Origin of the sequence: Rhodococcus sp. IEGM 1341 (assembly GCF_030056895.1) — a bacterium.
Lineage (GTDB): Bacteria > Actinomycetota > Actinomycetes > Mycobacteriales > Mycobacteriaceae > Rhodococcoides.
The window spans coordinates 1,546,096-1,560,377 of sequence record NZ_JASHKV010000001.1; the positions used below are offsets into that span (position 1 = coordinate 1,546,096).

11 protein-coding genes and 1 tRNA gene are annotated in these 14,282 nt (G+C 65.9%); 5 read left to right on the top strand and 7 right to left on the bottom strand.

The genetic code is table 11. The features are described from left to right. Positions 1-33 precede the first annotated feature (33 nt). A complete protein-coding gene (locus QM615_RS06990; RefSeq protein ID WP_149405096.1) occupies positions 34-255 on the bottom strand; it encodes a hypothetical protein in 222 nt (73 codons plus the stop codon). Between the two features lie 142 nt (positions 256-397). On the opposite strand from QM615_RS06990, the gene QM615_RS06995 reads away from it, so the two are divergent. The 5 genes from QM615_RS06995 to QM615_RS07015 all read left to right on the top strand — a co-directional run bounded on the left by QM615_RS06995 (position 398) and on the right by QM615_RS07015 (position 6,315). Then, positions 398-473: transfer RNA gene (locus QM615_RS06995), tRNA-Arg, on the top strand. A gap of 104 nt (positions 474-577) precedes the next feature. Further along, entirely contained in the window at positions 578-1,921 is a 1,344-nt protein-coding gene (locus QM615_RS07000) for an HNH endonuclease (RefSeq protein ID WP_283347141.1), read from the top strand. 223 nt (positions 1,922-2,144) lie between these two features. Beyond that, positions 2,145-3,527: a DEAD/DEAH box helicase gene (locus QM615_RS07005; RefSeq protein WP_283347142.1), complete on the top strand. Its 1,383-nt coding sequence runs from the start codon at positions 2,145-2,147 to the stop codon at positions 3,525-3,527. 23 nt (positions 3,528-3,550) lie between these two features. Then, positions 3,551-5,581, top strand: a complete 2,031-nt coding sequence (locus tag QM615_RS07010; protein ID WP_349307165.1) for an ABC transporter ATP-binding protein — start codon at positions 3,551-3,553, stop codon at positions 5,579-5,581. Next, positions 5,578-6,315, top strand: a complete 738-nt coding sequence (locus tag QM615_RS07015; protein ID WP_283347143.1) for an energy-coupling factor transporter transmembrane component T family protein — start codon at positions 5,578-5,580, stop codon at positions 6,313-6,315. The genes QM615_RS07010 and QM615_RS07015 overlap by 4 nt, the downstream gene beginning before the upstream one ends. Position 6,316: 1 nt before the next feature. Here QM615_RS07015 and QM615_RS07020 read toward each other — a convergent pair whose 3' ends face one another. The 6 genes from QM615_RS07020 to QM615_RS07045 all read right to left on the bottom strand — a co-directional run bounded on the left by QM615_RS07020 (position 6,317) and on the right by QM615_RS07045 (position 14,263). Next, positions 6,317-7,969: a VWA domain-containing protein gene (locus QM615_RS07020; protein ID WP_283347144.1), complete on the bottom strand. Its 1,653-nt coding sequence runs from the start codon at positions 7,967-7,969 to the stop codon at positions 6,317-6,319. A 97-nt stretch (positions 7,970-8,066) separates the two neighbouring features. Next, entirely contained in the window at positions 8,067-9,698 is a 1,632-nt protein-coding gene (locus tag QM615_RS07025) for a substrate-binding and VWA domain-containing protein (RefSeq protein WP_283347145.1), read from the bottom strand. Positions 9,699-9,747: 49 nt separating this feature from the next. Further along, positions 9,748-10,179 (bottom strand): type II toxin-antitoxin system Rv0910 family toxin, encoded by a 432-nt coding sequence (locus QM615_RS07030; protein ID WP_283347146.1) that lies wholly within the window; start codon positions 10,177-10,179, stop codon positions 9,748-9,750. Positions 10,180-10,261: 82 nt separating this feature from the next. Beyond that, complete coding sequence (locus QM615_RS07035) at positions 10,262-11,929, bottom strand: monocarboxylic acid transporter (RefSeq protein ID WP_269594591.1); 1,668 nt, start codon at positions 11,927-11,929, stop codon at positions 10,262-10,264. Beyond that, on the bottom strand, positions 11,929-12,228 hold the full coding sequence (locus tag QM615_RS07040) for a DUF485 domain-containing protein (protein ID WP_269594677.1): 300 nt from the start codon (positions 12,226-12,228) through the stop codon (positions 11,929-11,931). The genes QM615_RS07035 and QM615_RS07040 overlap by 1 nt, the downstream gene beginning before the upstream one ends. A 292-nt stretch (positions 12,229-12,520) precedes the next feature. After that, positions 12,521-14,263 (bottom strand): sodium/solute symporter, encoded by a 1,743-nt coding sequence (locus QM615_RS07045; protein WP_269594590.1) that lies wholly within the window; start codon positions 14,261-14,263, stop codon positions 12,521-12,523. Positions 14,264-14,282 lie beyond the last annotated feature (19 nt).

Here is a 14,282-nt window from a genome sequence, read left to right on the forward strand (position 1 = left end):
CGGCCTCGGGATCCGCAAATGCGCTCGCGTTTGTCAGGTGCGAGCGGAATAGACAGCCAGTGGCCGGCGACTCTGCGCGCGTTTGGCGAATGCGCGCGCGTTTGTCCGAGGATGACCGATGCCTTCGCCCGCGACATTCGGTGCTTCGTCGGCATCGAATCGGCTGCCGATCACACCGCTGACCAGCACCGCACCGCCCTGAACCTGATCGCATCGCCGACCGGGACGGTGGCGAGCAGCGGCAACCTGCTTCACGATCGGCACGGTGGGCCGCTAGACTAGCAAGCGCGATGTGGGCCAGCTGTGCAGTGCGGCGGCAGACCCATCCGCAACCGATTGTTCGATTGATCGAAAGCCGTTGCTGGACAATGACTTCGGATCAGCAGAACGGTCACCAGCCTTCGTAGCTCAGGGGATAGAGCAACCCTCTCCTAAAGGGTAGGTCGCAGGTTCGAATCCTGCCGAGGGCACCACGAGTCGACTTCGCGCTCCACCCTCCCCAATTGCTGGCAACTATTGCGCAGCCACAAAACTCCCCGTACTATCGAACATGTATTCGAGTACTGGGGAGGAACTCGTGGTCACAGCTGTACAAGATTCACCACTCACGCCCGATGAAGTGCTGCGCTTCGTTGCGCGTCTTCAGGCGTCCGATCTCGATGTCGACGCAGCAGCCGGCATCGATTTGATCTCCGCTCTCGAGACTGTCAAGTGCGCCAGCGTGGCAACGCAAGCCGTGGTGACCGATGCCGTTGCGACAGCCATCAGCAACGAACGCAGAGAGCGCGGCAAGCCGAAAGCCCAGTGGCACAATGGTATTGCGTCACAGATCGGACTGGCTCGGCGCGAATCACCGAACCGTGGGGGCACTCACCTGGGACTCGCTCGCGCGCTGGTGCACGAAATGCCGCACACCCTCGCGCGGCTGAAAGCTGGGGAACTCAACGAGTGGCGCGCCATGATCCTCGCTCGCGAAACCGCATGCCTCACCGTCGACGATCGCCGCACCATCGACGCACGACTGTGCGCAGACCCCGCCACCCTGGCCGGTGCCGGCGACCGCACCATCGAAGGCCGCGCCCGCGCACTCGCCAACGAGCTCGACGCCGCCTCCCAGGTGAAACGACGCGCCAAGGCCTACGCCGCCCGCCGCACCAGCACCCGTCCAGCACCCGAATCGATGGGCTTCTTCACGGTCCTCACGTCGATGGAAAAGATGGTCTGCATGTGGGCGACGCTGAGACGAGACGCCGACACAATCATCAACTCCGGCGGTGACACACGCACCCGCGATCAGATCATGGCCGACCTCGTGTTCGAGCGCATCACCGGCGCATCTGCAGCTCAGGGCCCGCCGGTGACCGTCGACATCGTGATCTCGGATTCCACCCTCCTCGCCGGCGGTGACACGTCCGCATACATGCACGGCTACGGCGACATTCCGTCCGATGTCGCACGGCAACTGATCCGAGACACACTCGACAGTGAGACGCACGTCGCATTGCGCCGCCTCTACGCGCACCCGAAGTCCGGTGCGCTGACGGCAGTGGAGTCCAATTCGCGCGCATTTCCCACCGCGCTGGGACGCCTGATAGATCTCCGCGATCGCACCTGCCGAACCCCGTGGTGCGACGCACCGATCCGTCACCACGATCACATCAGATCGCACTCCGCGGGTGGCAGAACGAGTGCCGAGAACGGCGCAGGCCTCTGTGCCGCATGCAATTACGCCAAAGAAGGTGATGGCTGGACAGCCGAAGCATGGCGAGACAAACGCAACGCGCGACACCGCTACCGGCTCATCTCACCCACCGGGCACAGCTATGACTCGAGTGCGCCGCCGATGCCGGTGGTCGAGCTGTACAGCTCGACGATCGAGAACGTGATGATCACCGGTCTCTTCGACGACGACGCCGCATGACGGGTTGCGGCGGGAAGATACCGAGCACCGACTCGGTTACACTCGTCAACGGCGCGCGTAGCTGCACGCCAGACGTCGTGGAATGCTCCCGAACCTCCATGTGCACCCTGCACAGGCTTCTCTTACGGCGATCGAAACTGCCCACCGGCAGTCTCGCCACCTTGCATCTCGGCCCGAAGGCCCGCAGGTGCAACACCCTGCCCGAAAGGCACTTTCCATCACTATGACGACCCCACAGACTTTTTCTGCACTCGGCGTACCCCAGGCCATCGCGGATGTACTCGCGAGCCAGGGCAAGACCGAGGCATTCCCCATCCAGGCCGACACCCTTCCCGACACACTGCAGGGACGCGACGTGCTCGGACGCGGAAAGACCGGCAGCGGTAAAACACTCGCATTCGCCATCCCGATGGTCGCTCGCCTCGCCGGCCAGCTTCCCGGCAACCGCAAGCCCGGCCGCCCCCGTGGCCTGATCCTCGCGCCGACGCGTGAGCTCGCCACCCAGATCGCCGTCGCGATCGAACCACTCGCGTCCGCGTACTCGCTCAAGGTCACCACGATCTTCGGTGGTGTCTCGCAGGTCCGCCAGGTCTCCGCACTCAAGGGTGGAGTCGACATCGTCGTCGCGTGCCCCGGTCGCCTCGAGGACCTGATGAAGCAGCGCCACCTCACCCTCGACGGCGTTCAGATCACCGTCCTGGACGAGGCGGACCACATGGCCGATCTCGGGTTCCTGCCCGTCGTCACCCGCATCCTCGCCGCCACCCCGGACAAGGGCCAGCGCATGCTGTTCTCCGCGACCCTGGACAACGGCGTCGACAAGCTGGTCAAGCGATTCCTGCACAACCAGATCACGCACTCCGTCGACGAGGCCACCTCACACGTCGAGGCCATGACGCACAGCGTCTTCGAGGTCGACGGCGTCGAAGCCAAGAAGAAGCTGGTCCACCAGCTCGCCTCCGGCACCGGACGCCGCATCCTGTTCATGCGCACCAAGCACCAGGCCCGCAAGCTCGCCAAGCAGCTCACCGACGCCGGAATCCCGTCCGTCGACCTGCACGGCAACCTCTCGCAGGCCGCCCGTGACCGCAACCTCGCCGCGTTCTCCTCCGGCCAGGCCCGTGTTCTCGTCGCCACCGACGTCGCAGCCCGCGGCGTCCACGTCGACGACGTCCAGCTGGTCGTCCACGTCGATCCCCCGGCCGAGCACAAGGCGTACCTGCACCGTTCCGGCCGCACCGCACGCGCGGGAAGCGCCGGAGACGTCGTGACCGTCGTCCTGCCCGAGCAGCGCAAGGACACCGCAGTTCTGCTGCGCAAGGCCGATATCAAGGTCACGCCCGTCCGCGTCACCGCCGACTCGCCCGCAGTGGCGAACCTCGTCGGTGAGCAGGCTCGCTACGTCCAGCCGATGCCGAAGGCCGAGCCGGAAGTTCGCGCCGCGAACCCTCGCAACAGCAACAACGCCCGACGCGGCGGCCCGGCCCGATCCGGTGGGCAGCCGCGCTCCGGTGGACAGCCCCGCAGCGGTGGTCAGCCGCGTAGCGGTGGCGGCGGACACAGCCGTCGCGCAGCAGGACCCGCCACGAGCCAGCGCAGCCGCTGATCTCAGGCTGGCACACTGGAGCGGTGACCGTCAGCTCTCCCCACACGCCGAAGTCAGGGCCCCTCGGTCCGCAGGAAATGGCGACCGCTGCCGTCATGAGCAGCTTCACCGTCGCGTTGACGGTGATCGGTGTGCTGGTACCGATGGCGGCGATCCTTCAGGTCGTCGCGGCGATTCCCATGTCGGTGGTCGCACTTCGGTATCGGACTCGTGCACTGGTCACCTCGGCGGTGGCCGGCACCCTCGTCGGTTTCGTCGCGGCCGGAACCCAGACGGCCATCACCGTCGCCAGTGCCGCCCTACTGGGCGGCCTGGTCGGGCGGGCGAAGCGCAGGAAGCAAGGACTGTTCGGCGTTCTCGTCACCTCGATGGTCGTCGGGCCGGTGCTCGGGGCGTTGACGGTGCTGCTGCTGCTCGTTCTCGTTCCGTTGCGCGAGTTGTTCCTCGAAACTCTCCGCAACACCTTCGAGGGCATTTCTCGACTGCTCGAGCGCACATCGGCACTGCAAGGCGTGGCCGACGTGATCCGCACCAGCTCCACGACCGTGCTCGACAACTGGTGGTGGTGGGTCGGCGGATCGATCGCCTTCGGCATCGTCACCGGAACGCTGTTCGCGTGGCTCATCCTCACCGCGATTCTGGACCGTCTCTCCACCATCCCCACCCCCGAGCCTCTGGCCTCGAGCACCGACGACGAGATCGGCCCACTGCCGGTCAGGCTCACCGCGGTCGGGTTCCGGTACCCGGGAAGCACGACGTCCGCGTTGACCGGTGTCGACCTCCGCATCGACACCGGTGAATTCGTGGCGATCGTCGGCCACAACGGTTCCGGCAAATCGACGCTGACGCGGATCCTCGCCGGCCTCGAACCGTCGGAGGGCACCGTGGACAGGCCCGGCTCGACCGGACTCGGACGGTACGGCGGTACCGCAGTGGTGCTGCAGCGCCCCGAAAGCCAGATCCTCGGCACCCGCGTCGCCGACGACGTGGTGTGGGGACTGCCGCCCGGCGATTCACGCCCCGACGTGGAGGCCTTGCTCGACGAGGTCGGGCTCGGCGGTATGGGAGCGCGCGACACTGCCTCCCTCTCCGGCGGCGAAATGCAGCGACTCGCTGTCGCCGCGGCACTTGCTCGCCGTCCTGCACTGCTCATCGCCGACGAGGCAACCGCCATGATCGACGCCTCGGGGCGCGAACATCTGGTCTCGCTCCTCGCCGAATTGCCCCGCAGGCACGCGATGTCGGTCGTGCTCGTCACCCACCATGTCTCGGAGACCGTCGCCGCGGATCGCGTCGTACATCTGCACGAGGGTTATCAGGTCCAGCACGACTCGACGTGGATGCACGCTCGGACGGAGAACCCCGCTGCGCTGCACGACAATTCGAGCGAACGTCTTCTGGAACTGAGCGGCGTCGCGCACACGTACAACCGGCGCACACCGTGGGCGCAGGTAGCACTGAACGGCATCGACATCACTGTCAAACGCGGTGAGGGTGTGCTCGTTCTCGGCGGGAACGGTTCGGGCAAGTCCACTCTCGCCTGGATCATGGCCGGCCTCACCGGCCCGACCGAGGGCACCGCCCAGCTCGGCGGCAAGGCGATGACTTCACGTGTCGGCGATGTCGGACTCGCATTTCAGCACTCTCGCCTGCAGCTGCAGCGGCGCACCGTCTCCGAGGACATCGCTGCCGCTGCCGGTCCCGAAACAGGTTCTGCCACAGTCTCGGCCGCGATGGATGCCGTCGGCCTGGACAGGTCGTTGGCGGCTCGCGACATCGATTCGCTCAGTGGTGGTCAGATGCGACGCGTGGTGCTGGCCGGGCTGATCGCGCGTCGGCCTCGACTGCTGGTTCTCGACGAACCGCTGGCCGGGCTCGACCCTCCCGGCCGCGACGACATCATCGGCGTTCTCGCCGGACTGCGCGATCGCGGCGTCGCCATCGTCGTCATCTCGCACGACGTGGACGGCATGGACACCGTCTGCAGCCGCACCATCACGATGGCCGACGGCCACATCGTCTCCGATTCGATCCTGGGGAGCGTGCACTCGTGACCACCGTCGTCCTGCGTCAGGTCCCGCGATTCTCACCGATCCACCGCCTGTGGGCCGGCACCAAACTCGTCGCCGTGCTGCTGCTGAGCATCACTCTCGTGGTGGCACCGACGTGGCCTGCCCTCGGAATCGTGTTCGCGCTGTTGGTCATCGCCGCGATCATCGCGCACGTCCCGATCACCGCGGTGCCGCGTCCACCGTGGTGGATCTGGGCACTGTTCGGCGTCGGAGCTCTCATCAATCTGCCGATCGGCGGCGCGGCAGTGCTGGTGTATCTGCGCGCGACGCTGTTCATCTTCGTCCTGCTCGGCGCATCGATGATGATCGGCTGGACCACGTCGATGAGCGACATCGCGCCTGCGGTCTCCAAACTGGGCGCACCGCTGAAGAAGCTGAAGTTGCCGGTCGACGAGTGGGCCATCGCCGTGGCCCTGAGCCTGCGGTCGCTTCCGCTGCTGATCGAAGAGATGCGCACCCTCAATGCTGCCCGACGCCTGCGCCCCAAGCCGGTCGTCAACAGCGCGTCGGACAATTCTCTGGTCGACATCGTCACGACGGTGATGTCGGTGGCGATCAGGCGGGCCGACGAAATGGGTGGGGCCATCACCGCTCGCGGAGGTACCGGAATGATCACCGCCACCGACGCGCGGTTCAAGGCCTCGGACGCGGTGACACTGATCGTGGTGACTCTGGCGTGCGCCGCGGCGATCGCGATCAGCTTCCTGTTGGGCTGACCTACTCCCCCGCGAGACGTTCGGTGCGCGAGTTCAAGGCCTTGACGAACACCTCCGGGATGTCGCGTGGATCCTCGGCGACATAGCTCGTTCCGCCGGTCGCAGCCGAGATCTGCTGCAGCGCAACCGGATCTGCGTCACTGGTGACGCCGACGGTGATGATCACGATGGGGCGCACCGGATCCTGTTCCTTCTGCAGCGACGCCAGCAGCTCGTCGAGGGAGATACTGCCCTCGTCTTCGTTGGCACCGTCGGTCAGGATGATGACGCTGTTGACGTAGTCGGGGTCGTATCCCTCCTTGACCCGCCGGAATGCAGCCAACGTGGTGTCGTAGAGCCCCGTTCCGCCGCCGACGAGAGCCGGAAGCCCCCGGATCGAATCGAGAATGGCGTCGCGCTGCGATTTTCCGTTGAACGTACCGTCGGCCTTACCCATCGGCACCAGTTCACGGTGGTCCTGCTTGCCACCACCGAGACCGATCGAGAACGCCCACAACCCCATCTGCGTCTGATCGCTGAAGAGCGAGTTGGCACCTACCGACGCGTCCACGGTCAGCGCGATGCGGGTGGAGTCGCCCGATTTCGCGGCCATCGAACCCGACACGTCCTCGACGACGAGGGTGCGCAACGGCAGTGCGAGTACGGCCCAGTCCCGCAGCGTCGTCTCGATGGACAGCGGGTTCTTGATCTCGAGCGACGCGACGGACCCGACGCCTCGACCGTCGGGAAGCGGTGTGCCACTCGATGTTCGGAAGCCGGCTGCAACCAGGGTCTCGGCGGCAGACGCGGTGGCGAGAACCGAGCCCAGAGCGGCTCCGGCCTGCTTGACGCGGTCGTATTCGGGGCCGGCAGGCGCGGTCACGGCCAGCGGGTAGTTGAGGAAATAGCTGCCGGTCGGCGGAACCGACTCGGTCAGTCCCGATCCCGGATTGTCGGCCTCGTACGCAAGCAGTGCCTGCTCGGTCGCCACGCTGGTGCCACCCTCGGCGGCCACCTGGGCCACCAGATCCGGGGTGTCGTGTGGAGTGTCCGCGATTCGTCCGAAGTCCTGAGCCATCGGGACCAGTGCCGCCGACACGGCCTTGGCGTCGGAGATCGCCACCTCGGATTCGGCCAGCGCACCGAGGATCGCGGCATTCGAGGCGCTGCTGGTCAGGGGATCACCGATGCGTTGCCCGGGAAGCTGGAGCACGCTGAGCCAGGTATCGGTCACCGGCGCGGCATCGGACTTCGAGACCAGGACCGGCAGCGTGTTCGCGACGGAGGCCTTGGCCAGCTCGGGAAGCGCACCGGTCGAGCGGAGAGTCTTGAGCAGCCACAGTGTCGAATCCGGTATCCACAGGTCCGGGCGATTTTCGGTTCCGGCGATCTCGGTGGCGGTGTCGGCGGGTCGTTCGGGGCGAACCTCGAAGTTCACGCAACCACGATCGAACTCGGTGGCCTGCGCGAGAATCTGCTCGACGGGCTCGGCGATGGAGGTGTCCACGGCGAGCGAGACGGTGTCGACGGAATCGCAGGAATCGGCACCGGACGCGCGGACGGCCTGTACGCCGAACCAGCCACCGACCACGACGACGACTGCCACCAGCGCAAGCACCGACCAGATCGTGGCCGAACCGAACCGCCGAGCACTACCGCTGTGACGTCCCGACATCGATGCAACCCCCTGCTCGGCCCCCCGCTGCACTCACAGGACGAGTGCAAGCGCACGCGCCCTCAGAAGTGACGCGACGCACAGCATAGTAGCCCTCTCAGCGACCGGAGCGACTTCTCAGCGCATTGACGAAAACGTTCGGGATCTCCGCGGGATTTCGTGCAACGAAGCTCGTACCGCCCGTTGCCGCCGAGATCTGTTGCAGCACACCGGCATCGGCGTCATCGGTGATTCCGATCGTGACGATGACGACCGGCCTGGACGGGTCCTGCTCCGTGCGCAGAGTGGACAGCAGCTCGTCGAGCGCGATGCTGTCGGGGTCCTCGTTGGTGCCGTCGGTGAGGATGATGACGCTGTTGACCGCGTCGGGATCGTAGCCCTGCTGCACGGTGCGGAACGCTGCCAACGTGGTGTCGTAGAGACCGGTACCACCTCCGACCAGGGCCGGAAGCGTTCGAGTCTGCTGCAGCAGCACCTCACGCTGCGTGGTGTTGCCGACTTTTTCGTCCATTCGCCGGATCGGTGCGAGCTCACGGTGGTCCTGCGATTCGCCGCCGAGTCCGATCGAGAATGCCCACAACCCCATCGACGCGTTGTCGGGGAACAGTCGGTTTCCGGTTTCGCTGGCCTGCACCGTCAATGCGATACGTGAATCGGCCCCCGCGCTGTAGTTCATCGATCCGGAGACGTCCTCCATCACCAGGGTCCGCGACGGCAGCGCCAACACCTGGTACTGGCGCAGCGTCGACTCGGCGGCCTGCTGGTCGGCGATCGTCAGAGGCGTCACGTCACCGATCCCGCGATCGGAATCGAGGGGTGCGTTGTCCGCGGAGCGGAACCCGGCTTCGGACAGAGCCCGCTGCCCCTGTTCGGATTCGATGGCCGTGGCCAGTGCCGTCCCGACGGACTTCGCGGTCTCGTGTCGATCCCCTGCGGGCTCGGTCACGGCCAGCGGAAAGTTGAGGAAGATGCTGCCCGTCGGCGGCACCGTCGCGCCCAGTTCGACGCTGTTGTCCTGCTGATAGGCCAGGAAGGCCTGCTCGGAGACCACTGCGACACCGCCGTCGGCAACCAGATCGTCCAGCCGTAACGTCGGATCGGCCTCACCGCGAGTGGCGGCCTGGGCCTGAGCGATGGGGACGAGCGCCGCTCCGACCGAGTCCAGGGCGGTCTCGTCCGATCCGGCCTCGGCCACCGCCCCCAGGATGGCCGCATCGGATGTGGTGTTGGTCAGCGGGTTGCCGATGCGCAGACCTTCGAGCTTCAATGCGGTGAGCCAGGTGTCGAAGAACGGCACCTCGTCCTTGCGGGCCGCGAGCACAGCCGGGGTGCCGGCCACCGACTGACTCGCCAGGTCGATCAGCGACGCGGTGGACCGCACGGTCTTGCCGATCCACAGCGAGGAATCCGGAATCCAGAGAGAGGGAACATCGTCGCCCTTGGCGACCGCAGCCGAGACCTGACCGGATTCGGTTGCGGTAACCTCGATCCGAGCGCAACCGAGGCTTTCCGCGGACGTCTCGTCGACGATCTTCTGCAGCACCGGCGCGATCGCAGGGTCCGCGGCCAGAGAGTAGGACGCGGGATCGCCGCACTCGGAACCGAATGCCTTCTGCGCGACGACCACTCCGCCGCCCACCACGAGAAACAGGGCCACGGCCACGACGCCGTACTTGGCGAATCCTCTGCTGCTCGTCGCGGACGACGGGGCACTGTGTCTACCGGGCATGGCGGGCTCCTACTTCACTGGTCGTTCCACAGGCTCCACCCCTGCCGCGTCAGGCGTAGATCTTGACGAACGTCTTCAGCGAGTTCTCGATGTCGCCCTTGAGGGCGCGTGCGACGCCGGAGCCGATCGGACCGAACAGCGGCGCGCCGCCGAGGTTGACGTCGATGGTGATCTCGGAACCGTCACCCTTGGATTTCACGGACAGGTTCAGGCCGATCTTGACGCCGCCCTTACCGTTGCCCTTGAGCTCGAGCTTCTTGGGCGGATCGTAGGACTCGATCTTCCAGGACACCCGGTTGCGCATGCCCTTCACGCTGGCGACGGAGTCCAAGGTGGTGCCCACGTCCAGCTGCTCGGGCAGCTCACCGCGCCACGCTTCGTGGATGGAGAGCCACTGCTCGTATCCGGACAGATCGGACGCGTGCGCCCACGTCTGCTCGGGGGTGAGTGGGACGTCGAGGGAAACCTTCAGCTTGGCCACAGCAGGGATGGTAACCGCTGCACGAAAAATGTCCGTGTGAGGCCTTGCTCACACGGACATTTTCGGTGGAACCTGCTATCGACTAGTGAGCGCTGGCCTTCTCCGCACCGATACCGGTGAGGGAGCGAACCTCCATCTCGGCCTGCTTGTCGGTGTTCTCGGTGTCCTTCGAGATCAGAGTTCCGACGATGCCGAGGATGAATGCCAACGGGATCGAGACGATGCCGGGGTTGGAGAGCGGGAACCAGGCGAAGTCAGAGCCGGGGACCATCGACGTCGGCGATCCGGAGACGGCCGGGGAGAAGATGATCAGCACGATCGTCGAGATCAGGCCGCCGTACATGCTGAACAGTGCGCCGGTGGTGGTGAAGCGACGCCAGAACAGCGAGTACAGGATGGTCGGCAGGTTCGCGGCCGCAGCAACGGCGAACGCGAGTGCCACCAGGAAGGCGATGTTCTGCCCGTTGGCGAGGATGCCGAGGCCGATGGCCAGGACACCGATGACGACGGCGGTGATCCGCGAGACCTTGACCTGCTTCTTGTCGTCGACCTTGCCCTTCTTGATGACGCTCGCATAGATGTCGTGAGCGAACGACGCCGAGGCGGTGATCGTCAAGCCGGCGACCACGGCGAGGATGGTCGCGAAGGCAACCGCCGAGATGACGCCGAGCAGGATCACGCCGCCGAGCTCGAAGGCCAACAGCGGAGCCGCGGAGTTCTGACCGCCGGCCGAGGCCAGGATGCGGTCGGGTCCGACGATCGCTGCCGCACCGTAGCCGAGGACGAGGGTGAACAGGTAGAACGCACCGATGAGCGCGATGGCCCACACGACGCTGCGACGAGCTTCCTTGGCGGTGGGCACCGTGTAGAAGCGCATCAGCACGTGCGGCAGACCCGCGGTGCCGAGCACGAGTGCGATACCGAGCGAGAGGAAGTTGATCTTCGAGGTGGCACTGCCGCCGTACTGAGCGCCGGGCTCGATGACGTCACGGGCTGCGACGGCCTCGTTGGCCGATCCGGCCACCATGGTCTGGGCGCTGCCGAGCAGCTCGGAGAAGTTCAGGCCGAACTTGGCGAGAACGAGCACCGTCATGAACGCCGCACCCGCGATGAGCAGAACGGCCTTGATGATCTGGACCCAGGTGGTGCCCTTCATGCCGCCGATGAGCACGTAGGCGATCATCAGCACACCGACGATCGCGATGACGATGGACTGTCCGGTGCGGTCGGAGATGTCGAGCAGCAGTGCGACGAGTCCGCCGGCACCGGCCATCTGAGCGAGCAGGTAGAACAGCGAGACGGTCAGGGTCGACAGCGCGGCCGCGGTACGAACCGGGCCCTGCTTGAGCCGGAAGCTCAGTACGTCCGCCATCGTGAATTTGCCAGTGTTCCTGAGCAATTCGGCGACGAGGAGCAGCGCGACGAGCCAGGCGACGAGGAAGCCGATGGAGTACAGGAAGCCGTCGTAGCCGTAGACGGCGATGGCACCGGCGATACCGAGAAAGCTTGCTGCAGAGAGGTAGTCACCAGCGATTGCGACGCCGTTCTGCGGTCCGGAGAATCCGCCGCCTGCGGTGAAGAACTCCGCGGAGGTCGCGTTCTTCTTCGATGCTCGAATGACGACGGCCATAGTGATGATGACGAACGCACCGAAGATCGCGATGTTGACGAGCGGTTCACCGACTGTTGTATCGGCGGCCTGGGCGAGAATATTCACGGCGGGAGTGGAGCCTGCGGAATGACCAATCATCAGTTTTTCGCTCCCTGGGAGGCTTCCATCTCGGCGCGCAGGGCTGCGGCGCGAGGATCGAGTTCACGGTTGGCGAACTTCACGTAGATGCCGGTGATGGCGAACGTCGTGACGAACTGGCCGAGGCCGAGCAGCAGCCCGACGTTGATGTTGCCCCACACCTTGGTCGACATGAAGTCGACCGCGTAGGTGCTCAGCAGCACGTAGATGACGTACCAGACCAGGAAGAACCCGGCCATCGGGAACACGAAGCTACGCAGACGACGCCGAAGTTCCTGGAACTCTGGACTGGCCTGCATGTCGACGAACGCTTGCGCGTCCGGTGGCGAATTGGTTTCCGGTGCGGTCACCTTGGACTCCTGAAGTAGATGTGAGCTGTAGCTGACTTGGAACAGTAATGAGAGTCAGGTCACAAAATCAGGAGGTGGTGTCGATCACACGATGGGAAGCGGGAGTGTGCGCCGAGCGGTCGAGAATGGCAGTTGAGCGGCTCTGCGGCGGGAGTGGAGCCTGCGGAATGACCCAGTGCGGGAGTGGAGCCTGCGGAATGACCCAACGAAACAGTGGAGCCTGCGGAATGACCCAGCGGTCTCAGAGTTCGCGCTCGCGGTCTTTGCCCATGTCGAGGCCCTCGGGTAGGTGCAGTCGGGCGAAGATGCGGGAGATGTCGGACGGGACGGTTTTTCGGGTGGCGAGGCTGACGGCGATCATCGCGGCGAAGGCGACGGGCACGCTGACGGCGGCGGGGTAGCCGAGAATCGCTGCTGCCCAGCCTCCGAGGACGCCGTCGGAGATGGGGGTGACGACGGAGATCGACGCGGCGACGAGAGAGATGCCGCCGCCGAGGAACAGTCCGGCTGCCGCTCCCGCCGCGGTGAGTCCGCGCCACCAGATGCCCAGTACCAGCAGGGGGCACAGGGTGGACGCGGCGACGGCGAAGACGAGCCCGACGGTGCGCGAGAGGTCCAGGGAGACAACGCCGATCGACAGCGCCAACGGCACGGCACCGGCGAGAATCGCGGCGACGCGGAAGTCTCGGACCTTGCCCGAGAGAACGTCGGTACTGAGCACCCCGGCGATGCTGACCAACAGACCGGATGAGGTCGACAGGAAGGCCGCGATGGCACCGGCGGCCACGAGAGCGGCCAGCAGTTGGCCCGGTATTCCGGACAGCACCGAGCCGGGCAGCAGCAGCACTGCGGCGTCGGATGCTCCGGTGATCAGCAATTGCGGCACGTACAGCCGGGCGAAGACGCCGAGCACCGTCGGGAACAGGTAGAACATGCCGAGCAACGCCAGGACGGTGAGCGAGGTCAACCGCGCCGCTCGGCCGTCCGGGTTGGTGTAGAACCGCACCAGCACGTGCGGCAGGCCGAGGGTTCCGAGGAACGTGGCCAGAATCAGCGAGTAGACCTGATAGAGCGGATGCGCTCCGCCCAGTCCCCCGCCGGGCATCGCCCACGCTCGGTCGGTGGTCGGCGCGCCTGCGACGACGGGAACGGGCGATCCGGCGTCGAGCGTCAGCAACGTGCCCGAGCCCAACCGGTGTTCGCCTGCGTCCAGTAGCACTCGCCCGTCGACGCTCTCGTCGTCGAGGGTTCCCGCCACCGACACGACGATCGGCGAATCGACCTGCACGAGAACGTCGGTGGTGATGTCGACGACGGTCTGCTCGGACACGGTCGGCGGGGCGGGGCTGCCGACGCTACGGTCGTCGGCGAAGAAGTGCACGGCCAGCACCAGTGCCGGGATGGCGATCGCGGTCAGTTTGAGCCAGTACTGGAAGGCCTGGACGAAGGTGATCGAGCGCATGCCACCGCCGACGACGTTCGCGATGACGATAAGTCCCACCGCCAGGGCCCCGACCCACCCCGGCACCCCCAACAGAATGTTCAGCGTCAGGCCTGCGCCTTGGAACTGCGGCACCAGGTACAGCGCGCAGATGACCACGACCACCAGCATCGCCACGGTGCGCAACCATGGCGCGCCGAGCCGGAATTCGACGAAATCGGGCACCGTGTACGCGCCGCTTCGACGCAGCGGAGCCGCAACGAACAGCAGCAGACCCAGGTAGCCGGCGGTGAACCCTACCGGGTACCACAGCGCATCGGCCCCGTACTTCGCGATGAGCCCCGCAACCCCGAGAAACGATGCAGCAGAGAGGTATTCACCACTGATGGCGGCGGCGTTCCAGCGTGGACCGACGCTTCGCGAGGCGACCAGGAAGTCGGAGGTGGTGCGTGCCAACCGAACTCCGTAGATACCGATGCCCACGGTGGCCACGGCGGCCGCCAGCAGCGCGATCACCGTCGCGATCGGAATGGACCCGTTCACCGAATCTGCCCCTTCTCGC

What these genes read in the sequence shown, in the direction of transcription:
- QM615_RS07020 (WP_283347144.1), bottom strand. Translation starts at nt 7,969, where the DNA reads ATGTCGGGACGTCACAGCGGTAGTGCTCGGCGGTTCGGTTCGGCCACG.
- QM615_RS07025 (WP_283347145.1), bottom strand. Translation starts at nt 9,698, where the DNA reads ATGCCCGGTAGACACAGTGCCCCGTCGTCCGCGACGAGCAGCAGAGGA.
- QM615_RS07040 (WP_269594677.1), bottom strand. Translation starts at nt 12,228, where the DNA reads ATGCAGGCCAGTCCAGAGTTCCAGGAACTTCGGCGTCGTCTGCGTAGC.
- QM615_RS07005 (WP_283347142.1), top strand. Translation starts at nt 2,145, where the DNA reads ATGACGACCCCACAGACTTTTTCTGCACTCGGCGTACCCCAGGCCATC.
- QM615_RS07035 (WP_269594591.1), bottom strand. Translation starts at nt 11,929, where the DNA reads ATGATTGGTCATTCCGCAGGCTCCACTCCCGCCGTGAATATTCTCGCC.